This is a genomic window from Candidatus Pedobacter colombiensis, assembly GCA_029202485.1.
Taxonomy (GTDB): domain Bacteria; phylum Bacteroidota; class Bacteroidia; order Sphingobacteriales; family Sphingobacteriaceae; genus Pedobacter; species Pedobacter colombiensis.
In genome coordinates this window covers 693,011-717,316 of the sequence record CP119313.1, presented here as the reverse complement: position 1 = coordinate 717,316, position 24,306 = coordinate 693,011, and the positions used below count along the sequence as shown (strand labels likewise).

General features: G+C 37.6%; 20 protein-coding genes. 11 read left to right on the top strand and 9 right to left on the bottom strand.

Going from position 1 to position 24,306, the window contains the following annotated elements; genetic code table 11:
- Window positions 1-110: 110 nt before the first annotated feature.
- Complete coding sequence (locus P0Y49_03055) at window positions 111-845, bottom strand: outer membrane beta-barrel protein (GenBank protein WEK20126.1); 735 nt, start codon at window positions 843-845, stop codon at window positions 111-113.
- Window positions 835-1,566 carry a bifunctional demethylmenaquinone methyltransferase/2-methoxy-6-polyprenyl-1,4-benzoquinol methylase UbiE gene (gene ubiE, locus P0Y49_03050; protein ID WEK20125.1) on the bottom strand — a complete coding sequence of 244 codons (732 nt, stop codon included), beginning with the start codon at window positions 1,564-1,566 and terminating at the stop codon, window positions 835-837. Before ubiE ends, P0Y49_03055 begins: the two co-directional genes overlap by 11 nt.
- A 52-nt stretch (window positions 1,567-1,618) precedes the next feature.
- Here ubiE and yihA point away from each other — a divergent pair, with 52 nt between their 5' ends.
- The 4 genes from yihA to P0Y49_03030 all read left to right on the top strand — a co-directional run bounded on the left by yihA (window position 1,619) and on the right by P0Y49_03030 (window position 6,904).
- Window positions 1,619-2,248 (top strand): ribosome biogenesis GTP-binding protein YihA/YsxC, encoded by a 630-nt coding sequence (gene yihA, locus P0Y49_03045; GenBank protein ID WEK20124.1) that lies wholly within the window; start codon window positions 1,619-1,621, stop codon window positions 2,246-2,248.
- A gap of 14 nt (window positions 2,249-2,262) precedes the next feature.
- Window positions 2,263-3,129 carry a putative 4-hydroxybenzoate polyprenyltransferase gene (ubiA, locus tag P0Y49_03040; protein ID WEK20123.1) on the top strand — a complete coding sequence of 289 codons (867 nt, stop codon included), beginning with the start codon at window positions 2,263-2,265 and terminating at the stop codon, window positions 3,127-3,129.
- A 5-nt stretch (window positions 3,130-3,134) separates the two neighbouring features.
- A complete protein-coding gene (locus P0Y49_03035) occupies window positions 3,135-4,850 on the top strand; it encodes a M3 family oligoendopeptidase (GenBank protein ID WEK20122.1) in 1,716 nt (571 codons plus the stop codon).
- A 98-nt stretch (window positions 4,851-4,948) separates the two neighbouring features.
- On the top strand, window positions 4,949-6,904 hold the full coding sequence (locus tag P0Y49_03030) for an amino acid permease (protein ID WEK20121.1): 1,956 nt from the start codon (window positions 4,949-4,951) through the stop codon (window positions 6,902-6,904).
- A 509-nt stretch (window positions 6,905-7,413) separates the two neighbouring features.
- Here the strand turns inward: P0Y49_03030 and P0Y49_03025 are convergent.
- From P0Y49_03025 to P0Y49_03005, 5 genes are all read right to left on the bottom strand, one after another.
- Complete coding sequence (locus P0Y49_03025) at window positions 7,414-8,814, bottom strand: glycoside hydrolase family 30 protein (protein WEK21769.1); 1,401 nt, start codon at window positions 8,812-8,814, stop codon at window positions 7,414-7,416.
- 66 nt (window positions 8,815-8,880) lie between these two features.
- On the bottom strand, window positions 8,881-10,056 hold the full coding sequence (locus P0Y49_03020) for a glycoside hydrolase family 88 protein (GenBank protein WEK20120.1): 1,176 nt from the start codon (window positions 10,054-10,056) through the stop codon (window positions 8,881-8,883).
- A gap of 238 nt (window positions 10,057-10,294) precedes the next feature.
- Entirely contained in the window at window positions 10,295-11,329 is a 1,035-nt protein-coding gene (locus tag P0Y49_03015) for a glycoside hydrolase family 18 protein (protein ID WEK20119.1), read from the bottom strand.
- A 2-nt stretch (window positions 11,330-11,331) separates the two neighbouring features.
- Window positions 11,332-12,510, bottom strand: a complete 1,179-nt coding sequence (locus P0Y49_03010) for a DUF5009 domain-containing protein (GenBank protein ID WEK20118.1) — start codon at window positions 12,508-12,510, stop codon at window positions 11,332-11,334.
- A gap of 382 nt (window positions 12,511-12,892) precedes the next feature.
- Window positions 12,893-14,845, bottom strand: a complete 1,953-nt coding sequence (locus tag P0Y49_03005) for a KUP/HAK/KT family potassium transporter (protein WEK20117.1) — start codon at window positions 14,843-14,845, stop codon at window positions 12,893-12,895.
- A gap of 222 nt (window positions 14,846-15,067) precedes the next feature.
- On the opposite strand from P0Y49_03005, the gene P0Y49_03000 reads away from it, so the two are divergent.
- The 4 genes from P0Y49_03000 (at window position 15,068) to bcp (ending at window position 18,500) form a co-directional block, all read left to right on the top strand.
- Complete coding sequence (locus tag P0Y49_03000; protein WEK20116.1) at window positions 15,068-15,583, top strand: T9SS type A sorting domain-containing protein; 516 nt, start codon at window positions 15,068-15,070, stop codon at window positions 15,581-15,583.
- A gap of 108 nt (window positions 15,584-15,691) precedes the next feature.
- Complete coding sequence (locus P0Y49_02995) at window positions 15,692-16,303, top strand: fumarylacetoacetate hydrolase family protein (GenBank protein ID WEK20115.1); 612 nt, start codon at window positions 15,692-15,694, stop codon at window positions 16,301-16,303.
- Between the two features lie 5 nt (window positions 16,304-16,308).
- The gene (locus P0Y49_02990) at window positions 16,309-18,033 is read left to right on the top strand and encodes a M23 family metallopeptidase (GenBank protein ID WEK20114.1); all 1,725 of its coding nucleotides are present in this window, start codon (window positions 16,309-16,311) and stop codon (window positions 18,031-18,033) included.
- Between the two features lie 5 nt (window positions 18,034-18,038).
- A complete protein-coding gene (gene bcp / locus P0Y49_02985) occupies window positions 18,039-18,500 on the top strand; it encodes a thioredoxin-dependent thiol peroxidase (protein WEK20113.1) in 462 nt (153 codons plus the stop codon).
- Here the strand turns inward: bcp and P0Y49_02980 are convergent.
- Complete coding sequence (locus tag P0Y49_02980) at window positions 18,469-19,986, bottom strand: response regulator (protein WEK20112.1); 1,518 nt, start codon at window positions 19,984-19,986, stop codon at window positions 18,469-18,471. The two genes, bcp and P0Y49_02980, sit on opposite strands and share 32 nt — an antisense overlap.
- Window positions 19,987-20,207: 221 nt before the next feature.
- Window positions 20,208-21,491, bottom strand: coding sequence for a sugar MFS transporter (locus P0Y49_02975; GenBank protein WEK20111.1), 1,284 nt, complete (start codon window positions 21,489-21,491; stop codon window positions 20,208-20,210).
- 400 nt (window positions 21,492-21,891) lie between these two features.
- Here P0Y49_02975 and P0Y49_02970 point away from each other — a divergent pair, with 400 nt between their 5' ends.
- Genes P0Y49_02970 through P0Y49_02960 form a run of 3 tightly spaced genes read left to right on the top strand, consistent with a single transcriptional unit; the run spans window position 21,892 to window position 24,299 of the window.
- Window positions 21,892-22,758 (top strand): transketolase, encoded by an 867-nt coding sequence (locus P0Y49_02970; protein WEK21768.1) that lies wholly within the window; start codon window positions 21,892-21,894, stop codon window positions 22,756-22,758.
- A 2-nt stretch (window positions 22,759-22,760) separates the two neighbouring features.
- Window positions 22,761-23,720: a transketolase family protein gene (locus tag P0Y49_02965; GenBank protein WEK20110.1), complete on the top strand. Its 960-nt coding sequence runs from the start codon at window positions 22,761-22,763 to the stop codon at window positions 23,718-23,720.
- An 18-nt stretch (window positions 23,721-23,738) separates the two neighbouring features.
- A complete protein-coding gene (locus P0Y49_02960; protein ID WEK20109.1) occupies window positions 23,739-24,299 on the top strand; it encodes a sigma-70 family RNA polymerase sigma factor in 561 nt (186 codons plus the stop codon).
- Window positions 24,300-24,306: the final 7 nt, after the last annotated feature.

Sequence of the window (24,306 nt, the reverse complement as noted above, 5' to 3'; positions counted from 1 at the left end):
TATTGAATAATTAAGTTAGCTATTAATGGTCTGAACAACCTTAATTTTAATTTCCTTGGGCAAAGCTATAATTTTTTTCATTAGCTCATGCTTGTTTTTGATGTTGTACGTTACTCAAAAAATAAACTGAAAGTAACATGACGTAACATTAGCCTATCGATAGGTGCCGAATAGGGACTTGGATCATTTTTCAAAATATTATTCAAAGAATAGGAAAGCTTTATCTCTGGTGACATCTTAAAATATTCAAAATACAGATCGCACCCAAAGCCGGCTTCATAAGACAAAAAATTCTTTACATTCTTTAAGAATTTGTCCATCGGTGCATTTGGCGCATCATTGTTTCTTTTTTTAGATGCGATATCCATTGAATACTTTGCCCCGCCCAGGACATAAGCCCTGAAATTATTTCTTCTATCTGATTTTATTTTAATCCCAAGTGGCAGGTCGATCATAGTAGATTGCACCTTTCTTTCCATTGGGGTTTCCTCCCCTTCAAAATCATAATAAGCCAGGCGGTCGTTAAAGACGAGTGTTGGTGTAAGTCTTAAATCAGCATTTTCACCCAAGCGTTTGTTCACGACAAATCCAATTCCAAAGCCTGGAGAGGATACTGATGAGATTGCTCTTAGAGTTCGCGACACCGGCATTCCGGTTTCAGGATTAATAAACGGCTGTTGCCAGGTATCCTTTTTTAGGATCTTAAACTCTGAGGCCAGATATTGAAATGTAAAGCCAAAATGCAGGTTATCATCATCTACCCCTCCACCCCAATTCTGAGCATGAACCGTATTTACAGCTAAGCAGCACAAAAACAGCAGAAATGGTCTAATTTTATTTAACACCTGTATATATTGCACTTATTCCAAAAGTCAAACGAATATCTTTACTCTTTTTAAAACCTACCTTATCCATTAATTTAATAAAATCCGCTCCATCCGGAAATGCAGCTACAGATTCCGGCAAATAAGTATAGGCGCGCCTATCTTTAGAAAAAACCTTGCCAAAAAAAGGAAGAACCTGTTGCGCATAGAAATTATAGCCTTGTTTTATTGGAAATGCTCTAGGTTTAGAAAACTCCAGAATCACAATTTTTCCTTCCGGCTTTAACACTCTATACATGTCGGCAAGTCCTTTTTCCAGGTTCTGATAATTCCTTACACCAAAGGCTACGGTTATGGCGTCAAAATGATCATCCGGGAAATGCAAACCTTCTGAATCTCCCATTTGAACCGAGAAAATATGTTGCAGATTCCGCTCACTAATCTTTTTTCTTGCAACATTTAACATCCCTTCAGATATATCTACCCCTATTATTTTTTCGGGTTTCAAGATATTAATGGCTTCAAAAGCAAAATCGCCTGTTCCTGTAGCCACATCAAGCATAATCCGAGGTTTTATAGCTTTAAGCTCCTTAATGGCTTTTTTTCTCCATAAAATATCAATCCCCAGCGAAAGAAAATGATTTAAAAAATCATAAGTCCCTGATATATTATTAAACATTGTGGCTACTTGTTCTTTCTTAGTAGCATCTTGAGATTGGTATGGTGTAATGTTTTCGTTCATGGTAAGCAGCAAAGATAAGTATTGTTGAAAACTAATTTTCTACCTTTGTCAAATGATTATAAAATCAGCAACATTTATTTGTAGTAACACAAAGGTTTCGGCGCTGCCTATTGCCAATATGCCCGAATACGCATTTATCGGTCGATCTAACGTAGGTAAATCATCATTGATCAACATGTTGGTAAACCAGCATGGCCTGGCAAAAACCTCCCAAAAGCCTGGTAAAACCCAGCTTATCAATCATTTTTTAGTCAATGAGAAATGGTATATCGTCGATTTACCAGGTTATGGATACGCCAAGGTATCTAAGAACAGTCGAGAAAAATGGGAAAAGTTTATTCGTAACTACATTACGAAAAGAGAAAGTCTGCAATGTGTATTTGTATTGATAGACAGCAGATTGGAACCCCAAAAAATTGACCTTGAGTTTTGCTGCTGGATGGGCGAAATCCAAATTCCTTTTGCATTGATCTTTACAAAGGCAGACAAACAGTCTACTGTAAAAACTGATCAGAATGTTGCATTATTCAAAAAAGCACTGGGTGGATGGTTTGAAGAAATTCCTCCTTATTTTATAACTTCTGCAGAAAAGGGGATTGGAAGGGATAAAGTTTTAGATTTTATCAGTCAGGTAAATCTCGATTTTGTGATGCCAATCTTATCACCTAATGAAGATTATTAAATTATAGTTTATTCATGAAGAAGTATTTTTCTTTGGTATTGTTTGCGCATTCTATTTTTGCGCTACCTTTTGCAATGATTGGTTTTTTTCTTGGCGTAACAACTACAGAAAACCCTTTTAACTGGCTTAAACTAGTACTTGTTTTATTGTGTATGGTGTTTGCCCGCAATGCAGCCATGGCTTTTAACAGATATTTAGACAGAAATATAGATGCTAAAAATCCGCGTACGCAAATGCGGGATATTCCGGCTGGAAAGGTATCAGCGAATGAGGCCCTTATATTTGTGATTATCAATTGTATCCTATTTATCATCATTACTGCCTTTATCAATAGCCTTTGTTTTTATCTTTCGCCTGTAGCTTTATTTGTCGTCTTATTTTACAGTTTTACGAAAAGATTTACAGTACTGTGTCACCTTGTTTTAGGCTTAGGTCTTTCCTTAGCCCCGATTGGTGCGTATATTGCTGTAACCGGCGTGTTTAATCTTGTTCCTGTTCTTTACTCCTTTGCAGTATTGTTTTGGGTTAGTGGCTTTGATATTATCTATGCCTTGCAGGATGAAGATTTTGACAAAGGCGAAAAGCTACATTCCATTCCGGCGGCTTTAGGAATTAAAAATGCATTAAACCTATCCGTAGGCTTACATATTTTATCGGCAACATGCGTCATATTACCGGCATTCTTTACTACTTTTAGTTGGGTATATTACATTGGAGTAGTCTTTTTTTGTTTCATGTTAATTTATCAGCATTTGTTGGTAAAGCCTAATGACATTAGTAAAGTAAATAGAGCATTTGCTACAACTAATGGCTTTGCCTCAGTTGTTTTTGCAATTTGCTTTTTATTGGATGCCTTTTTAAGAACTCATTATAATTTTTAGATCCTATGATCAACCTTACCATACCAAAAAAAATACGCATTTATATTCCTCAGGATCTTCAAATCGAATGGAAAAACCTGGAACCCATTTTAAACGAGCTATTGTTGCGTCCTATCGACAATGTTAATGAGTTGGAACAATGGCTTAAGGATAAAAGTGAGCTTGAGGCTGCTTTAGAGGAAGATTTTGCATGGCGGTATATCAGGATGAGCTGCGATACAGCAAACGAAGAACTGGTAAAAAACTTCCAATATTTTGCTACTGAGATTGAGCCTAAAATCTCTCCGATTGCCAATCAGCTGAATCAAAAGTTTAACGACTGTCCTTTTATTGATGAACTGGATCAGGAAAAATATTTCGTTTATATCCGTGCGATTAGAAAAGCACTGGAAATTTACAGAGAAGAAAACGTTGACCTATTAACGAAGTTACAGGTTGCACAACAAAAATACCAGGCTACAACCGGAGCAATGAGTGTAACCATCAACGGTGAGGAATACACGTTGGAGCAGGCCTCAAACTTCATTAAAGACACCGACAGACAGGTAAGACAACAAGCCTGGGAAACGATACAACAACGCCGTTTAATTGACAAAGACAATTTAAACGTACTTTTTGATGAATTGATTGTAATGCGTCATCAAGTTGCTTTAAATGCAGGTTTTGAGAACTACAGAGATTATATGTTCCAGGCTTTGGGCAGATTCGATTATACGCCTAAAGACTGTTACCTTTTTCACGAAGCCATAGAAAAAAAGGTTGTTCCTATCCTTAAAGAACAGGCTGAAAAAAGAGCTGAATTACTGGGCATTGAATCCCTTAAACCATGGGACATGGAGGTAAGCACCACAGGAAAGCCGGCATTAAAGCCATTTAAAAATGGGAAAGAGTTAATTGACAAGAGTATTGATTGTTTCAATGCTATTGATCCAAAGCTGGGCCAAATGTTAGCCACCATGAAAGCCAATAACCTTTTTGATGTGGAGAGTAGAAAAGGTAAAGCTCCTGGAGGATACAATTATCCATTGGCTGAAACCGGCGCCCCATTTATTTTTATGAATTCGGCCAATTCACTTAGGGATTTAACCACTATGGTACATGAGGGTGGGCACGCCATTCATACTTTCCTTACAGCAAACCTTGAGCTAAACGATTTTAAACATTGTCCATCTGAGGTGGCCGAACTTGCTTCAATGAGTATGGAATTGATATCCATGGACAATTGGAGTATCTATTTTGACAATGAGGAAGATCTGATTCGCGCAAAAAAAGAACAATTAGCTGATGTACTAAAAACTCTTCCCTGGGTTGCTGTAATCGATCAGTTTCAACATTGGATCTATACTAACCCGGGACACAATTCAGCTGATCGTGAAGAAGCTTTCAAACAAATATATAGCCGCTTTGGTGCTGGGTTTGCAAATTGGGAGGGTCTTGAAAAGGAATTTGGAAATGTTTGGCAAAAACAACTTCATCTTTTCGAAGTGCCATTTTATTACATAGAATACGCGATTGCGCAATTGGGCGCTATAGCTATCTGGAAAAATTATAAAGAAAATCCCCAAAAAGCATTACAACAATATTTGGAGGCCCTTTCTTTGGGTTATACCAAACCAATTAATGAAATTTACGAAACTGCAGGCATTAAATTCGACTTCAGTCTGGACTATATTGAGCAGTTAGCATCTTTTGTTAAAGATGAATTACAGAAATTAGGTTAGTTTACAAACTAAATTTATAAGTTTGAGTAATACCAAACCAACCGGCGAAGCCAGCTTGAGCACAAAAGCTCAATAAAGCTAACCGAAAAAACCAATTTATGTTTGAAAAACTGTTCAGAAAAAAGTCTATTGACAAAATATTAGCGGACGCTGAAAAAGGATATGGTGATCATGAGGCTTCCCTAAACAAAACCCTTAGTGTTAGAGATCTGACTGCTTTTGGTATTGCGGCTATTATAGGTGCAGGTATTTTTAGTACAATTGGTAAAGCAAGTGCTGATGGTGGTCCGGCGGTAATTTTTCTATTTATTTTCACAGCTCTTGCCTGTAGTTTTGCTGCTTTTGCCTATGCTGAATTTGCTTCCATGGTGCCGGTTTCCGGAAGTGCTTATACTTATTCGTATGTCGCATTTGGTGAATTGGTTGCCTGGATCATTGGCTGGTCGCTTATCATGGAATATGCCATAGGGAACATTACAGTAGCCATTTCCTGGTCTGATTATTTTACGGGACTCCTCTCCTCTATAAAAATTCCTGCTTTAAATATTAATGGCATTAATCTGCCTGACTGGATGACCATGGACTACCTTACTGCCTATAATGGTCATAAACATGCAGATGCACTTATCAGTGCCGGTAAAAGCTATGCTAACCTTGATAATGCAACCAGAATAGCTAACAACGCCTGGATTACGGCTCCAAAAATTGGCAGCTTTCATCTTGTCGCTGACTTACCTGCTTTAGGGATCATTATATTCATCACCTGGCTGGTTTACAAGGGGATGAAAGAATCCAGAAATGCAAGTAATGCCATGGTTATTGTAAAGCTTTCGGTGATTTTACTGGTTCTTGCAGTTGGCGTATTTTATGTAGACACAAAAAATTGGGACCCTTTTGCTCCTAATGGAGTATCTGGTGTGTTAAAAGGTGTTTCTGCTGTATTTTTTGCTTACATCGGTTTTGACGCAATATCTACCACTGCCGAAGAATGTAAAAACCCGCAGCGTGATTTGCCACGTGGAATGATGTGGGCCATTATTATATGTACTATATTATATGTAGCCATTGCACTGGTGCTTACAGGTATTGTTAACTATAGCCTCCTGGCTGTTGGCGACCCTTTGGCCTTTGTATTTGATCAGATCAACTTAAAGCTCATGAGCGGCATCATAGCCGTTAGTGCTGTTTTTGCGATGGCTAGTGTACTGCTTGTCTTTCAAATGGGACAACCCAGGATATGGATGAGCATGAGTCGTGACGGCTTATTGCCCAAATCATTTTCTAAAATTCATCCTAAATACAAAACTCCTTCTTTTGCTACTATAGTGGTTGGCTTTGTCGTTGCGGTTCCTTCTTTGTTTATGAACCTGACCATAGTCACTGATTTGTGTTCGATCGGAACCTTATTTGCATTTGTGCTGGTATGTGCCGGGGTATTGGTTTTACAAAATAAACCGGATATAAAAAGGGGGAAATTCAAAATACCTTATGCCAATTCTAAGTATATTATACCCGTTGTATTTATTGGCTTATTGGTAATGGGTTTTACTTTGTATAAAAAAGAGACCTCTGCTTTTATCTTGAATACACCGACGATAAATAGCCCATTAAAGATCATTACTTCATTAAACGATGCCGAACGTATTGTGATCAAACAGGAGATCGCTGCTGCACAGGCAAAAGTTACACCTATTGAAACCAGCGTAGATGCTGAAGCTTACTTCAATAAGCTTACAGAACAGCAATATCAGGATTTTATTGACAAATCGGCTATCGACAATGCTAAAAAATATGAGACTGGCTGGGATCTATTCAAACATAAAATCCCGATGTGGATCTTCTTCTTTCTTAGTATTGCAATAACCTATTTCTGCATTACAAAGAACCTATCTCTTATACCTGTTCTTGGCTTACTAAGCTGTTTATATATGATGTGCGAGCTCGGTATTTCTAACTGGATTGGTTTTGGTATTTGGCTGATTGTTGGTTTAGTAGTTTACTTTTTATACGGATACAAACACAGTAAACTAAGTGTAGAAAATAATCCCCAATAGAAAAGTTTTTTGAGATTTATTATAATATATTAAGAATATACCATACATTAGAGTGGTAATCTATTACGGGTTACTAAATACTCCTTTCGCCCCAATTTGGGGAATTCAGATTGAGTATATTAAGTTGCCCTCCTAATTATCCCTATAGTTGTTTGGTTGGACGACCAACAATAAAGGCTCCTCCCCGGAGCCTTATTTGTGTATATATAAATTATGGACGTTTTACATTGGTTTAATAAACTGCAGCCTGCTAAAATTAAAGCCCCCGGTATCAGCCAAAACCTTTTAATAATACATTCTCACCTTTTTCATTTACAATTTTTTTCCATCCGCCCGCAGAAATCCTTGGGTTAAACCACGCAAAGGACACAAAACAGATAGCCATATGAGCAATAAAAGATTCGATTTTTGAAACATATAAAATTTATTTTTGATGAATTTAGCAGGCATTGAGCGTTACCTCCTGTTAAAGCAAGCCAGCCCCATCAATGGATTGAAAGGTCTTTGGCTTATTGGATGATGAATGTAGAAATGGAATGTGGCAGACTGGTAGTTTCGGCAGCTTTACCATCCATCCATAAATAATAGGGGATCTTATCGCTGGTTTTATTCATAACAATTACGGCAAGCTTTCCATCGGTATTCATAAAAGCCGTAGTGATTAACTTATCTCTGTTTGAGGAGCTGGCTACCCTACGGGCACCTGGTCTTACGAATTTCGAAAAATGTCCCAGGTAGTAGTAAGAATTGGTATAGATCAGTTTGCCGGTCTTAGTATCTGCATGAAGTGGGGCAAAGCAAAAATTACCAACATGGTTGGGCCCACCTTTATCATCTAAAAGCATATTCCAGTCTGTCCAGGCAGTGACACCGCTGTTAAAATCATTGATTAAGGAATAACCATAACGTTCTCCAAGGTCCCATCTTGAAACGCTGTCCAAATTGAATTTCTCTACACAGCCCTCAGTAAGCATCAGCTGTTTGTCTGGAAATGCTTCATGAACTAGCTTTACATTGTTAAAGAGCATATCGCTGCCTGTCCAGGTTTCGTACCAGTGATATCCTATCCCCCAGACATACTTTGATGCTTCAGGATCTTTGAGGATAACGCTTGCCCGCTGGTATATCTGATCTCTGTTATGGTCCCAGGCAATCAGCTTTTTACTAGCTAAGCCGCTTTTATGAAGGGTTGGCCCTAAATATCCCTTGATAAAATCGCGCTCTTCCTCGGCAGTAAAAATACAGGATTCCCATTTTTGCGTAGCCATCGGCTCATTTTGAACGGTTAGTCCCCATACCGGAATGCCCTGACCTTCGTAAGCTTTTATGAATTTAACAAAATAATTGGCCCAAGCCGACCTGTACTCAGGCAATAATTTACCGCCCCGCAACATATCATGATTACTCTTCATGAATGCCGGCGGGCTCCAGGGACTTACAAACATTGGAAGTTTTCCACCCGCAGTTACAATGCATTGTTTGATGAGTGGAATTCTATACTTCTGGTCATGTGCCAGACTAAATGATTCAAGCAAAGCATCATTGTCCTTCACATAGGTATAGCTCTCGCTCGAGAAATCACTGCTATGGATTGTGGTTCTGGCCATAGTATATCCTATACCTTTATCTTTATCATAATAAGCACTTAAAAATTCCTTTTGAGCATCTTTCGACAGCGCGGCATAGGTTTCGGCCGTTGCGTCGGTAATGGTCCCACCGATCCCGGTAACAGATTGGAATTTAGTTTGTGGATCTACAAACACGCACACCTGGGTTTCCAGTGGTTGCTTTAATTCTTTAAAAATAAGTGATCCGGAAGGTGTAAGTCTCAGATCTGTGTGGTTGGCCGTAGTATAAATAGTTGAAGTCTGGGCCAAAGCCGGCATTGTTTCCAGAGTGGCAAGCAACATTGGCACAAGACCAATTAGCTTAAACTTCGATAAGCGTTGCATCTTATTCATGGTTTTCGTTTGGTTTTATTTATTTTTTAATCTTAGTAAAGCCTCCAGATAATAATAATCCGCATAGTTAATTGGCACATCAACTTCAGAGTTTGCAGGTCTGTGGCCTGTGCTATGCTCCAGGATAAAACCTTTATTACTGCCGACTTTGTTCGTATAAAATTTGTTTAAATTGTACAGCAGGTGATCAGCTGATTTTTTATACCCGCCATTTGGCACATAATTATCCAGCTCGTAAAGTGCTGCAGCTGTAATCGAGGCAGCAGAGGCATCCCTTGATACATTGGGAATTTTTGGATCATTATAATCCCAATAAGGAATTCCATCAACTGGTGTAGATTTGTTATTTAGTATAAATTTTGCAATGGCTTTTGCCTGGTTCAGGTAAGTTTCGTTATGCGTTTCGCGGTAACACATGGTAAAGCCATACAAAGCCCAGGCTTGTCCCCTTGCCCATGCTGACTCATTACTATAGCCCTGAGCAGTTAACTTTTGGGTGACTTTACCTGTTAAGGTATCATAATCCAACACATGCCAGGAACTGTAATCGGGTCTAAAATGATTGCGAAGCGTTTGATCCGCGTGACTGACAGCAATTTTATAGAAAGTAGAATCACCAGTTAGCTTGGTCGCTTCAAACAGCAACTCAAGATTCATCATGTTATCAATAATTACAGGATATTTCCACTTAGCCTTTTGATGGTCCCATGATTTGATTACTCCGGCTACGGGGTTAAATCTTTTACTCAGCGACCTTGCGGCTTGAATGATAACCGAACGGTAGGCCGTATCGCCTGTTAATCGATAGCCATTACCAAAACTACAATACACCATAAACCCCAGATCGTGTGTACCAGTATTAAACTGTTCCTTTTTAATCTTTTCAGTATATACTCTTGCCAGCTCCATCCATTTAGGATCCTTAGTATACTCATAAAAATACCAAAGCTCGCCGGCGAAAAATCCGCTGGTCCAATCGCTCGACTTCACCATTACCAGTTTACCATTTTCAACTGTTCTGGGCGAAACCTGTTTTTTTCTTAAAGCAGCGGTATCTTCTTTTATTTCCCTTAGTAAAACTTCAGTTTGCTTTGCTGCATCGACAAAAGCTTTTGGGACATTTACTTTTTGGGCTTTTACCGTACAAGTTCCCAAAGCCATGTATACGCCCAATATCAATCTTGTTTTCATATCATTTGTTTGTGTTTGTTTATTTAAATTCTATCAACTTACAACCATATCAACGGGTGCCGGATTGGTAAATTTCGAATTACTTCTTCTACCCTAGGATCATGGTCGAGACTTTTCCAGGTTAAATACCAACTATTTTGTTTAAAAACATGAGCACAGAACAATAAGAAAGGTTGTGCCACCGGCCAGTTGTTCCAATACATTACATCCGGTTTAAGGGGCCATTCATTTTTATTTTTTACAAAGATTTATTAACGCCTAAATAAACGGCTTTTATTAACACCCCTTCTTCAGTATCTCCGGCATACTCCCAATACATTGCACCAAGCATTCCGTGAGTTAGAATATAATTGCATTTAATTGCTATAGATTCGGGATTTTCGTAGGAGCAAACAAATTCGCCTTTATCATTTTCTAGGAAAGGTACTTTGGCATCATCATCCCATTGATTTTTAAAACCATTTAACTTTACCACATCCTTATAATCAATAAAATTAGCGACACCATTTTTCCCATGCCCATAAAAAGGAATACCTAAAACTAATTTGTTTAAAGGCATTCCGGCATTTAAATGTGCTGTCATGCCTTCATCCACACTGATCCAGCCGGTATATTTCGAACGGTATAAACCGGCATTGTGATTTGGAGGATTACCCATATCATAGGTCATGATATTCACAAAATCAACCAGGGGCTCGATAGTTTTAAAATCGATATACTTTGCATCAGCAACGGATGCCAGCGTTAGCAATTTAGTTGTGCCAATTTTGCTTCTGATGGCCTTCATCATTAAGTTATAATTTTGTGTGTCCTCAGGAGAAGATGATATTTTAGCCGCTGCACTGGTAGGATATTCCCAATCAATATCAATTCCATCGAGCTTATACTCATTTATTATCCTAAGACAATCTTCAGCAAACTTATTCCTATTATCTTCAAACGCAGCCATTTCACTAAATCTTCCGCTACCCCAACCTCCAATAGAAATTAAAACTTTTAACTGAGGATATTTTGTCTTCAGGTCGATCAGGCTTCTAAGCCGATTTTCATTGTCTATACGAATTCCATTAAAATCCTTATCTACATGACCAAAGGCATAATTTATATGTGTTATATATGCAGGATCAGGCATTACACTGGTCCAGGAAGTAACATAAGCTACAGTTACCTTTTTAGAAACTGTTGTTTGTTGTTTTACCTTCTGCTGTCCCTGAGCAAAACAAGTGACCCCTGTAAGCCAGATCAACAATAAAGATTGAGTCAATTTTATCATGTTTATAGTTTTAAACGAATATTAATTTTTGAAAGTAAAATAGAAAATCCAATCATCGCCAATGCCCAGACCAGCGAACCTACAACCGCTAAAAGTTGATTTGTGTCTTGTTTATAGATAAAAATATGCAGTCCCATACCCCAACTTATAAAATAAATTACATCCGGTGCGAGATAAGTTGTTAAAGAATTTTTACCGGCAGCACCAAACATCCAGCCCCAGCCACTTTTACCTTTTATATCCACCAGGAAAAATAAAAATGCATAAATCAGCATGCTGATGCCATTGCAAACCATTCCCCAGCTCGGTGTACCATTTATTTTAGAAAGGATAAACCAAGTCCGTAGAAAAAAACCAAGTCCAAGACAAATTAATCCTAAAAAGGCGATGGTTAAAGCTATTCTTTTTAAACTCATATTCTTCTGTCCCAGTAACAGTCCCACTGTTAAACCTGCTAAAACAATTGAAGGTACATTTCCATCTATAATTACCCCGAATACCGGATTTAAAAAGCCCAGCCACCCCAGCATTCCAAGCTGCGAGAGAATATTCAATCCAATGAAAAATATCCATAAAGCTGCAATTGGTAACAGCTTTGATCTTAAAAACAAACAGCCTAACGCTGCTACAAAATACCCCCAGCCAATCAGGCCCAAAATACCCCACCATTCAACTTTCAACCAAGAGGGATGTTCAGTTTTCCCCGCTTTAAATGTAGCAATAAGCATAACCAAGCCAATAAAACCTAGTACCCTTAATCCAACAAACCAATATTTACGTCTCCTGTTTTCCGGATAATTATTCCAGATTAGAAAAATAGAAACATAAAGTAGTATTGCCCAAAGGTTATTATCCATACCTGTCAGCTCAGCATTCAGACGTCCGGAATTGAGCATTAATACTCCTATAACCAACAGGCTTATTGTTCTGATGATGAGGTGCCAGAAAATGTATGAGTTTGACTCCCCTTTCTTTCCACGCGATATAATTGCATATGGAATGGACATCCCAACCATGAACAAGAAACCAGGAAAAACCCAATCGGCTAAGCCCATTCCATCTACATTTTCTTCGGTATGCAACAGCCATTTAGGAACTCCCTCTTCATACAGATCATTTACAAAAAGCATGAGAAAAAGGGTCAGCCCTCTCATAATGTCAATCGATAAAATTCTTTGCATTTTTTCTGGAATAGCTTTGATCATAAGTTAAGCACTTTATTCTTCATATACTTAATACGTTTCAATTTACTGACATCCCTGCTACAACCTGTAAAAACCAGCCGCCATAGGATCTTACCTGATCTTGGGCTACACTACTCCCAAATAATAGAATCAGTAAATCAAAAATCAGCTATTCCATCCTCCTTCACCAGCATTTTTCAACTATAAACTAAAGCAATTCTATTACAAGATATATTCTTAAGACAAAGTAAACTTAAACCAAGAAATTTCCAACTGATATCGACAAATTATAGGTATAAAAAAAAGCAAGGTAACCAAGCATTAAATCCTGCTTAGCTACCTTGCTTTGGAAAAAAATTACCTTACTGGTTATTTTTTATTATACCGGCAACCTGGTTAATTCGATATCATCGGGTGTAACAAATATCAATGGAACTTTTTCCACATCCACATAGCTGGAATCTAATCCAAAACTACGTTCTTCAGAAAGACTCAAACGTTTAAGAATGAAATAATAATCCATAATGGTACGTTCATAAAGGCTCAACTTAGAAAACTTGGATAAATGTTTCTCTAATAGCACAAACCTAAAGTCTCCTGCTATTTTGTGCTTGTTTAAGGATGTATATTGACTGGTGATATCAACTTCACCATTCTTAACCAGTTCTTCAATTACCCTCCTATATAGTAAATTTACCCGTTGCTCTACCCTGAAACCTAGTTTAAAGTCTATTCTGATCAATTTATTTGGAATCAAAAACTCTACCTTATATTCTCTGGTAAATGGCTCATCAACCACATCAACGTGCACCAACCAGTAAACATCAGCTCGTTTAGGCTCTTTCTGAATAATTGAATAAATAATTTTCGACTCTATCTCCGTTTTGAAATTAGCACTCGTTAAGTACACCAATTGCGAAGAATATTTCGGCACAGAAATGTCCTCACTCAGTTCACTTATAATCTCATAATAATCTTCAATTTCAACATATTTAACAAATCTATTCTTGATTTTTCTGGATATATACCAGCTCCACATCACGGTAAATAAGGCTGAACCGATCATCACTGTTACCCATCCGCCATGTAAGAATTTAGACATATTACCTACTAAGAACGTCAACTCAATCATCACATAGATGAGTAAGAATATACCGATGATATACATCGGCACTTTTTTGCGTTTCATGTAGGCCGCAATCAGAATGGTGGTAGATAAAAATGTAAGGTTAATGGCCAAACCATAGGCTCCCTCCATTGCTCCTGAATTTTTAAATATTAAAACGACAGCTATGCAGCCGGCCCAAAGTATCCAGTTTATAGATGGCACATAGATTTGTCCTTTCATGTTACTTGGATAATTGATCCGCACTTTAGGCCAAAGATTTAACCTCACCGCTTCGGAGATCAGAGTAAAAGAACCTGTAATCATTGCCTGACTGGCGATTACAGCGGCAACCGTTGCCAAAGCAACCATAAACAACAGGTACGGAGCAGGAACAATCTCAAAGAAAGGGTTTAAACCGGTGTCGTAATTACCATGATGTAAGATCCAAACACCTTGTCCCAGGTAGTTCAAGATCAACATCGTTTTAACAAAAACCCAGCTCACACGAATATTTGAACGTCCGCAATGTCCCATATCAGAATACAATGCCTCGGCCCCGGTGGTACATAGAAACACGCCACCCAAAATCAACAATGCCATAGGATTATTGATCAGCAGATTAATTGCATAATATGGGTTTAAAGCTTTAAATATACTGAAATCCTGTACCACAAATAATATTCCGAGCAAACCTAAAGCTCCAAACCATAGAAACATGATAGGGCCAAATAGCTTACCAACAAGGTTAGATCCGAACTGCTGTATCACGAACAATCCGGTTATAATGGACAATACGATAGGTATTACACTTACGGTAGGGAATTTTAACTGCAAACCCTCTATGGCCGAAGTTACAGTAATACTCGGAGTGATGACGCCATCTGCTAATAAGGCACAACCTCCTACTATTGCGGGTATAACCAACCATTTGGCATTTTTACGCACCAAAGAATAAAGAGAGAATATCCCACCCTCACCTCTATTATCGGCTCTTAGTGTAATAATTACGTACTTGACTGTAGTTTGCAGCGTTAGTGTCCAGATAATACAGGAAAGTGCACCAAGAACAAGATCGGTTGTCACCTCCTGCCCGCCTCCAACTACAGAATTAAAGATTGCCTTAAGGGTATAAAGAGGTGAAGTACCAATATCACCGTATACAATGCCTAAACTTACTAATAAACCGCCGGCAGAAAGCGCATTAAAATTCTTTTGACTTGACACTATTTAAGAATATGATTTGATAGTATTTAATTAAAACAGAGGGCAAAAGTACAGTAAATAAACAAAATTTAACTCATTAATGTTTAAGAAGAAATTTTGACCTCCCAAAAATCGAAAACAGTATTCAACGGCGAAACATGTTAAATATTGTTAAATATGAAAATAGTAAACAAAATGATTGATTTTTTTATTTTATTATTTATATTTTTGGCACTACCAAACATGAAGATACAACGAAAAATTGTGCGGCTCTTGAACATTTCCTGCATATTATGCTTGAGTGTTTTGTGTAGCGTTAGTGTTTTCGGTCAAAGATCAGATAGTTCATCTGTTGGTATTCGTGCAAAAAAGATCAATAAAACACCCCAGATCAAAGCAAATGTTCCAACTTACAAACCAAAGTATAATTTGGGATATGTTCAATATAATGACCTGATTGCGGGTAACAAGAGCTTGAACAATCCTAAGCAAGAAAAAATCCTTACTGTTTTAAAAGTATACCCTAATCCTGTTGATGATCAAATTAATCTGATCCTGCGTTTGGATAGAGAGTCTAATCTTTCCGTTAAAATAATGGACTTACTGGGTAACGAGATCGTGACCCTCTCTAATGAGCGTGTGCCTGCTGGAGAACAAACAAAGACCTATACCATTCCCAACCGTTTAAATAGCGGTATATATTTTCTAAAAATAATGTCCGGCACTGAAACTATTGTAAAACGTATTTCCGTTTTATAAAAGGGCCATACCTTGTATCCTCCTATTTCTTTCGTATTTTTGATACCAGAAAACAACGTGGCTTAATCCTTGTTAGCTACATCATTTTATAAAATTCACATTCACAGTATGAAGATAATTGCCATAGGACGCAACTATGCCGAACACGCTAAAGAATTAAATAATCCCATTCCCGATAGCCCGGTTATATTTTTAAAACCGGATACCGCTTTGCTAAAAGACAACAAGCCCTTTTATATTCCGGATTTCTCATCAGATATTCATTATGAGCTTGAAGTTGTGCTAAAAATAAGTAAGGAGGGTAAACACATATCAGAAAAATTCGCACACAAATATTATGAAGAAGTCGGTTTAGGTATAGATTTTACAGCGCGTGACATTCAAACGGCTCATAAGGCAAAAGGATTGCCCTGGGAACTCGCGAAAGCCTTTGACCATTCTGCAGCAGTCAGTAGCTTCATTCCTAAAACCGGAATTGAAAATATCTACGACCTTCCTTTCGAATTAAAGATCAACAATAGTAGCAGACAGAACGGAAATACAAAACATATGATATTTTCGTTTGAAAAGATTATTGCCTTTGTATCACGTTACATCACCTTAAAAAAAGGCGACCTTATTTTTACGGGTACCCCCGAAGGTGTGGGACAGGTTCATCAGGGTGATAAGCTGGAAGCCTGGTTAGAGGAAAAACAGCTACTTAGTTTTGACATAAAATAACATTAATGATTAAAAAAAATATCCTTCTGGCTGTTGCAGTTATATTTTCACTAAATACTTATAGCCAACAAATATTTAGCAATAACAAATACCCTTTGGTAGACTTTAGATCGCCCTTAGATATTACCCCGCCAGCCTTAGCGGGCTCGTTTGGCGAGCTTCGTGCCAATCACTTTCATTCAGGAATGGACTACCGTACCAATCAGCGCGAAGGTTATCCTGTTTATGCAATTGCTGACGGCTACATTTCGCGCTTGCGTGTTCAAAACAGCGGCTTTGGATTAGCAATATACCTGAATCATCCTAATGGTTATACTTCTGTATATGGGCACTTACAACGATTTGGACCTAAAATAGCACAACAGGTTAAAGCTATTCAATACCAGAAAAAATCTTATGAGATTGATGAATTTCCTAATGCACAATTTATTCCTGTACGCAAAGGTGATATTATTGCTTATACCGGAAATACAGGTAGCTCAGGTGGGCCACACCTACATTTTGAGATCAGAGATACCAAAACCGAAGCGACAATCAATCCATTATTGTTTGGCCTTGAAATTCCCGACAACATCCCCCCTGTTATCCATGCTATGTATGTATACCGTTTAAACAAAAAACCATTTAATGAGTTTACCCCAAAACAGTACTTTCAGGTTATGGGAGCTAATGGAACTTATCATCTAAATAAGGTAAACACTATTAATCTGAGTGGTGAAGTAGGTTTTGGTGTAGTCACTACGGATAAACACAATGGTGCATCTGGTACCAATGGTGTTTATTCTATAGAACTGGAGCTAGATGGTCAAACCATTTATACCTCTGCATTAGAAAAATTTTCTTTTGAAAACAGTAAGGCCATCAACTCGCATATTGATTATCCTACTTATCTCACTACTAAGAAAAGTATCCAAAAGAGCTTTGTTGATCCGGGTAATCCATTAAAAATTTATTATAATTTGGTGAATAATGGAAAGCTGGAATTTACTGATGGAAAATTGCACCAGTTAAAGTACATTATTGCCGACGGTAAGGGCAACAAAAGTGTCCTGGCCTTTAATGTACAAGCTGACTCAAAAGCAGTTATCAATATTCCAGAGGAAATACCAGGGATTTTGAACTTTGCTTACAACAATGTAAATGAATTTAGCAATGCCGAAGTAAAGGTTGTGATCCCAAAAGGAAGCTTATACAATGATTTGAACTTTATTTATAAAAAATCTCCCAGGACTGCTGGTAATGCCTACTCTGCCGTACACCAAATCCATAATAACCTTACACCATTGCATACAGGTTTTGAACTTTGGATAAAAGCCGATAGCGCCTTAAATAAATACAAAGAAAAGGCACTTATTGTAAATACTGATCGATCATCGCAGGGTGGATATTTTGAAAATGGTTTTGTAAAAGCTACCCCCCGAAATTTTGGCAGCTTTTTTATTGCCATAGATACAGTTCCACCTACCATTACTCCTATTAATATTGCTGATGGCAAGAGCATGGCTGGAATGGGTAAAATGTCTTTTAAAATTAGAGATAACCTTTCGGGTATCAAAAATTTTAATGGGTACATTGATGGCAAATGGGTTTTAATGGAATTTGATGCTAAAACAGCCACTTTATGGCACACTTTTGATGAACGCACTGGTCCTGGAAAACATACGCTGGAAATCATTGTTTCTGACATGAAAGACAACAACAAGAACTATTCAATTACTTTTTACAAATAGACATTATGAGCGAATTAAAAGAAGGCCAAAAGGCACCTGCTATTTCTGCAAAAGACCAGAATGGGAATACTGTATCACTTGATCAGTTTATAGGAAAAACGGTTGTCCTTTATTTTTATCCTAAAGATGATACTCCCGGCTGTACCGCTGAGGCTTGTGACTTTAGAGACAACTATCAGGGATTAACCGCTAAGGGTATTGTTGTTTTAGGAGTAAGTGTAGACGATGAAAAATCTCATCAGAAATTTGTAACCAAACATAGTTTACCATTTACACTGCTGGCGGATACTGACAAAAAGATTGTAACAGATTATGGCGTTTGGGGTGAAAAGAATATGTATGGCAAGAAATACATGGGAACAAACCGAACAACTTTTGTGATTGATGAAAATGGCATGATTGCACATATTATCAAGAAGGTTGATACTAAAAATTCTACTGCACAAGTGTTGGAGTTACTTGCTTAACCAGGCCTGTAATCTTTTCGTATAATTCATTGGCATGAAATGGTTTTGAGATATAATCATTCATGCCAATAGAAAGACACTTTTCCATTTCACCTTTAATGGTATGGGCTGTCATGGCCACGATGGGTACATCTTTTTTATAGGATTTCAGATCACGGATATGAATAGTGGTTTCATATCCATCCATTTCGGGCATCTGCAAATCCATCAGAATAATATCAAAATCAGCAGTAGTATACTTCCTCAACGCGACTTTACCATTCTCAGCTACGGTAGTTTCATAGCCATGCTTCTGCAATAGTTTAATAACCAATAGCTGATTTATGGCATTGTCCTCAACAATCAACACTTTTATTCGCTTTCTTGACTCCAAATCAGGTTTTAAAGCCAATTCATTCTTATGGTGTTCATCCCAATCATCATCACAGATATTAGTTTTAAAAAAAGATAACTTAAAACAAAATTCTGACCCCTCGTTAAGGATGCTGCGTACATAAATTTCGCCTTGTTGCAATGTAATTAAATGTTTTACAATGCTTAGACCAATTCCTGTTCCCCCAAATTTCCGCGTCATATGGTTTGTTCCCTGTTCAAAGAGTTCAAAGATCTTTTCCTGCTTTTCTAACGGGATCCCTATTCCTGTATCTTTAACACTAAACTCGATTGCAATTTGATCATCTTCATCATTCGAAACTGCCTTTGCAGCTATGGAAACATGCCCAAATTCTGTAAATTTTAACGCATTGGAAGTTAGACTTAACAGAATCTGAGTAAGCCTAACTGAATCCCCATATATAATGGAATCAGGTATACTATTATCTATACTGTAGCTTAACCCTATTTTTTTAAGTTTAGCATTCGACTCCATCAGCTGATAGATCGTTGCTATAGTATCCCTTAAATTAAATGGTAGCCTCATAAAACTAACTGCACCCGTCTCTATATTGGAAAAGTCTAGAATATCATTTAATGTTGCCAATAAGTGTTCCCCCGATTTCACAATCATCCTGATAGACTCCTGCTCGTCTTTTCCTGTCAACGACTCCTGTAAATATCTGGCAAAGCCCAATATGGCATTCATAGGGGTCCTGATTTCGTGGCTCATATTTACAAGGAAGTGTTTTTTTGCCTTTTCGAAATGTTCGGCTCTTTCTCTCTCTTTAATCAGGTTATCTTCTGTAAGTTTAAGTTCTGCAATCTTTTGTTCCAACGTATTGGTCATGTCATTAAAAGCCATTGCCAAAGTACCTATTTCATCTCTGGAATGAACTTGAACTTTGCTTTGAAAACTTCCTTTTCTAATCAGATCGGCTCCTTTAGTGATGGCATTCAGATCCTTAATCAGGCTTTGACTGATGGTGATTACAGTAACTACCCCAATTGTCCCTAAAACCAATGAGAGCAACGACAGAGTTGTAATAGAAAGTCCGGAAGTATAAAGCGCAATGACAACCAATAAAGCAATAATGCTTATGATAAAATACAATTTCTTTGAAATTGATATATCCTTCAACCTCCTCTGTAAAATGGAAATGAACATAAATAGTATGCATTAAAGATTTTAAACTCCCGGTATTGTAATGCTAAAAATAGCAAGTATGACGCTGGTTCAGACTATTCATTTTGTTCAACTAAGGAGGTATAAAACGCTAAAAAGGGGTTGCACATTTTCATGATACACCCCCTTTTTAAACTTATATAATGAGCTTATGCTTTCTTTCCGATTCTATGTCCGGATACAGCAAAAAACCAGATGTATAAATAGCAAGGCAATACACTTACAAAAAATGCCAGTTGAAAATGCATACCTGCATAATCTTTCAGGTAACCGTAAATTAAAGGCCAGATGGCACCACCGGCGATCCCCATAATCATAATGGCAGAACCTGTTTTAGTGAATTTACCCAGTCCTTTTATACCCAGCGGAAAAATGGCAGGCCACATTAATGAGTTTGCTAATCCTAATAGACCAACAAATATTACTGATGTATATCCACCGGTAAAGTAAGCAGCACAAACGAATATTACCCCTGTAATTGCACAGATTTTAAGAGCCGCTTGTTGCGTAACATATTTAGGAATAGTTGCAATACCAATAAAATAACCAACCAGCATACTTGTTAAGGTTAATGTAGTAAAATACTTACTAATATCTGGGCTGATACCTAATTCTTTAGCGTAAACACCAATAATGTCTCCTGCCATTACTTCTGCAGCAACATAAACGAAAATACAGAATGCGCCTAAAAATAAGTGAGGAAACTGAAAGATAGATGTTTTAGCAGTCTTTATATCTTCACCCTCAATCACTTCGTCTTTATCCACATCTACCTCTGGTAAATGAGAATATTTAATGAACATCGCGAAAGCAACGAATACGATCGCCAAAACAATATATGGCGTATATACGCGGCCTAGAACTTCGGCAAGTAATGCTTCTTTCTCGGCAACGGTTGTTGTTACATCGTTAATTTTGGCCTCAATGCCTGAAGCATTTTTAAGGAACAGGGTACCCATGATAATTGGGACAATGATACCTGCAAATTTATTACACACGCCCATGATACTAATACGCTTTGCCGCACTTTCTATTGGACCAATGATACTTATGTATGGATTAGAGGCTGTTTGTAATAGAGATAGGGCTGCACCCTGGATAAAAATCCCTGTTAAAAACAAACCAAAACTTCTTGAACTTGCTGCCGGGATAAAAATTAGGGAACCTATCCCCAAAACAATTAAGCCCATAACCAGTCCATTCTTGAACCCTAGTTTTTTAAGTATCCATGAAGATGGTAATGACAGAAAGAAATAAGCAATATACGAAGCAAAAGTAACAAGGAAGGCTTCGAAATCGGTTTTAAGACCACAAGCAAGTTTTAGAAATGGGATTAGTGTACTGTTGGCCCAGGTTACAAAGCCAAAAATAAAGAACAAAGCTCCAATCGTTACAATGGGAGAAATTACTGACGATTTTGTTTGGTTTGTCATGATTAAGTTTACTGTTTTAATTTTGTGTGATGCCTACTTCTTGAACTATTTTAAAAACTTCAAGCTCTAAAAATATAAATTTCCATTGAATAACGTGCTTAATTAAATTATAGTAACACCATTTGTTAGCGCAAACGGTTGTCTTTATTGTACATTGTGACTGAAAACAACAGAGTTGGCTCCAATTACAACAGATGTAACTTTATTATTTAGTATTGATGCCTATTTTTTTCTGCACAAACGTTTGTTTTGATATTTTAAGCCCTATAAACCTAACATTTTGAACAGATAAAGAGATTTAACATTAATTATAATTGGTTATTGAGATGAGTGATATGATTAACAACAGGAAGGCGCTACTTTTGATACAGCCCAATGTATTTTTAATTACATTTGTCTTATTAATCAACAACCCCAATTAATGAAACATAAAATAAGTGAATTAGAGGATATCGCTGCTCAAGTTAGAAGGGATATTGTTAGAATGGTACATGCCTGCCAATCGGGTCATCCGGGTGGATCATTAGGATGTGCAGATTTTATGACTGCATTGTATTTTGAAATCATGAACCACTCTACTGATTTTAAGATGGATGGAAAAGGCGAAGATTTGTTTTTTCTTTCAAACGGGCACATTTCGCCGGTTTTTTACAGCGTATTGGCCAGATCAGGCTATTTTGAAGTAAGTGAACTAGCTACTTTCAGAAAGTTAAACTCAAGGTTACAAGGTCACCCGACAACTCATGAAGGACTTCCAGGTATCAGAATCGCATCGGGATCTTTAGGTCAGGGTATGTCTGTTGCTATTGGTGCAGCTCAAGCTAAGAAATTAAATAAAGATCATTCAATTGTATTTGCTTTACTTGGAGATGGTGAATTACAAGAAGGTCAAAATTGGGAAGCCATTATGTATGCTCCCCATAATAAAGTAGATAATCTGATCGCTTCTATCGATTATAACGGTCAGCAAATAGATGGTCCTACAGAAAAAGTATTGTCACTTGAAAACCTTCAAGCTAAATTTGAAGCTTTTGGATGGCATGTAATCAATTCTGATGGTAATGATATGGATGCTATCGTAAAAGCATTACATTACGCTAAATCATTAACGGGTAAAGGGAAACCAGTTTTAAACTTAATGAGTACACAAATGGGTTATGGTGTTGATTTCATGATGGGATCTCACAAATGGCATGGTGTTGCACCTAATGATGAACAGCTTGTAGCCGCCCTTGCTCAATTAAGTAGTACCCTTAAAGATTATTAAGAATGAAGAAGTATACATACACTGAAAAAAAAGATACACGCTCTGGCTTTGGAGCTGGATTGCTTGAAGCAGGAAAAAAAAATCCTGAAGTAGTAGCACTTTGTGCTGACTTAGTAGGCTCTTTAAAAATGGATGCCTTTATAAAGGAATTTCCGGAACGTTTTTTCCAAATCGGAATTGCTGAAGCCAATATGATTGGTATTGCTGCCGGTTTAACTATTGGCGGAAAAGTACCTTTCACAGGAACTTTTGCTAACTTCTCTACAGGTAGGGTTTACGACCAGATCCGTCAGTCGGTTGCCTACTCGGATAAAAATGTTAAAATCTGCGCTTCACACGCTGGTCTAACCTTAGGTGAAGATGGTGCAACTCACCAGATACTTGAAGATATAGGCTTAATGAAAATGCTTCCAGGTATGACTGTAATCAATACCTGTGATTACAACCAAACCAAAGCTGCTACAATAGCTATTGCCGAGCATCATGGACCTGTTTACTTGCGTTTTGGCCGTCCGGTAATTCCTGTATTTACTGATCCTGATCAGAAATTCGAAATCGGAAAAGCCTGGATGGTAAACGAAGGTAAAGATGTAACTATTATTGCAACAGGCCACATGGTTTGGAAAGCAATTGAGGCTGGCGAAAAATTAGCTGAGCTAGGTATCGATGCCGAAATCATCAATATTCACACCATTAAACCTTTGGATGACGAAGCCATATTGAAATCTGTAAAGAAAACAGGCTGTGTGGTTACTTGCGAAGAACACAACAAATTTGGTGGACTAGGTGAAAGTGTGGCAAGATTACTTTCAACAGAATTGCCAACACCACAGGAGTTTGTTGCAGTAAATGACAGTTTTGGCGAAAGTGGTACTCCTGATCAATTGATGACCAAATACGGGTTAGACAGTGTAAATATTGTTGAGGCTGCTCAAAAGGTGATGAAAAGAGCCAATAAATAATATATAAAAGGACGATTAATGAAGCAGGTTGAAGATTCAGAGATTTTAGAGAAATTCTTAAATAAAAAAACTCGCGATGAAGCCTTTAACCTGCTTCTAAATAAATATCAGCAAAAAATATATTGGCATATCAGACGACTGGTAATTGATCATGATGATGCCGATGATTTGGTACAGGATACCTTTATAAAGGTTTGGAAGAACCTTGACAAATTCCGCAGCGACTCACAGCTGTATACCTGGATTTACCGCATTGCGACCAATGAATCCATTACTTTTTTAAACAAAAAGAAACAACGGAACAATACTCCCTTAGAAGAAGTATCTGCAGAGCTGACTGAAACTTTAATTGCTTCTTCTCATTTTAATGGAGATAAAGTCCAGCTAAAGCTTCAACAGGCATTGCTTACCCTTCCTGAAAAGCAGCGTCTGATTTTCAACATGAAGTACTTCGACGATTTAAAATATGAGGAAATATCTGATATTACCGGCACCAGCGTGGGGGCGTTAAAAGCCTCATTCCACATCGCTGTAAAAAAAGTTGAAACTTTTATGCTAAATGAAGACATTACATTTTAAACCTTTT

Coding starts and splice junctions, on each gene's coding strand:
- P0Y49_03020 (WEK20120.1), bottom strand. CDS start 10,056: ATGAAAACAAGATTGATATTGGGCGTATACATGGCTTTGGGAACTTGT.
- ubiA (WEK20123.1), top strand. CDS start 2,263: ATGAAGAAGTATTTTTCTTTGGTATTGTTTGCGCATTCTATTTTTGCG.
- P0Y49_02965 (WEK20110.1), top strand. CDS start 22,761: ATGAAGAAGTATACATACACTGAAAAAAAAGATACACGCTCTGGCTTT.
- yihA (WEK20124.1), top strand. CDS start 1,619: ATGATTATAAAATCAGCAACATTTATTTGTAGTAACACAAAGGTTTCG.
- P0Y49_03000 (WEK20116.1), top strand. CDS start 15,068: ATGAAGATACAACGAAAAATTGTGCGGCTCTTGAACATTTCCTGCATA.
- P0Y49_03030 (WEK20121.1), top strand. CDS start 4,949: ATGTTTGAAAAACTGTTCAGAAAAAAGTCTATTGACAAAATATTAGCG.
- ubiE (WEK20125.1), bottom strand. CDS start 1,566: ATGAACGAAAACATTACACCATACCAATCTCAAGATGCTACTAAGAAA.
- P0Y49_03035 (WEK20122.1), top strand. CDS start 3,135: ATGATCAACCTTACCATACCAAAAAAAATACGCATTTATATTCCTCAG.
- bcp (WEK20113.1), top strand. CDS start 18,039: ATGAGCGAATTAAAAGAAGGCCAAAAGGCACCTGCTATTTCTGCAAAA.
- P0Y49_03015 (WEK20119.1), bottom strand. CDS start 11,329: ATGATAAAATTGACTCAATCTTTATTGTTGATCTGGCTTACAGGGGTC.
- P0Y49_02995 (WEK20115.1), top strand. CDS start 15,692: ATGAAGATAATTGCCATAGGACGCAACTATGCCGAACACGCTAAAGAA.
- P0Y49_02960 (WEK20109.1), top strand. CDS start 23,739: ATGAAGCAGGTTGAAGATTCAGAGATTTTAGAGAAATTCTTAAATAAA.
- P0Y49_03025 (WEK21769.1), bottom strand. CDS start 8,814: ATGTTGCTTGCCACTCTGGAAACAATGCCGGCTTTGGCCCAGACTTCA.
- P0Y49_02990 (WEK20114.1), top strand. CDS start 16,309: ATGATTAAAAAAAATATCCTTCTGGCTGTTGCAGTTATATTTTCACTA.
- P0Y49_02975 (WEK20111.1), bottom strand. CDS start 21,491: ATGACAAACCAAACAAAATCGTCAGTAATTTCTCCCATTGTAACGATT.
- P0Y49_03010 (WEK20118.1), bottom strand. CDS start 12,510: ATGCAAAGAATTTTATCGATTGACATTATGAGAGGGCTGACCCTTTTT.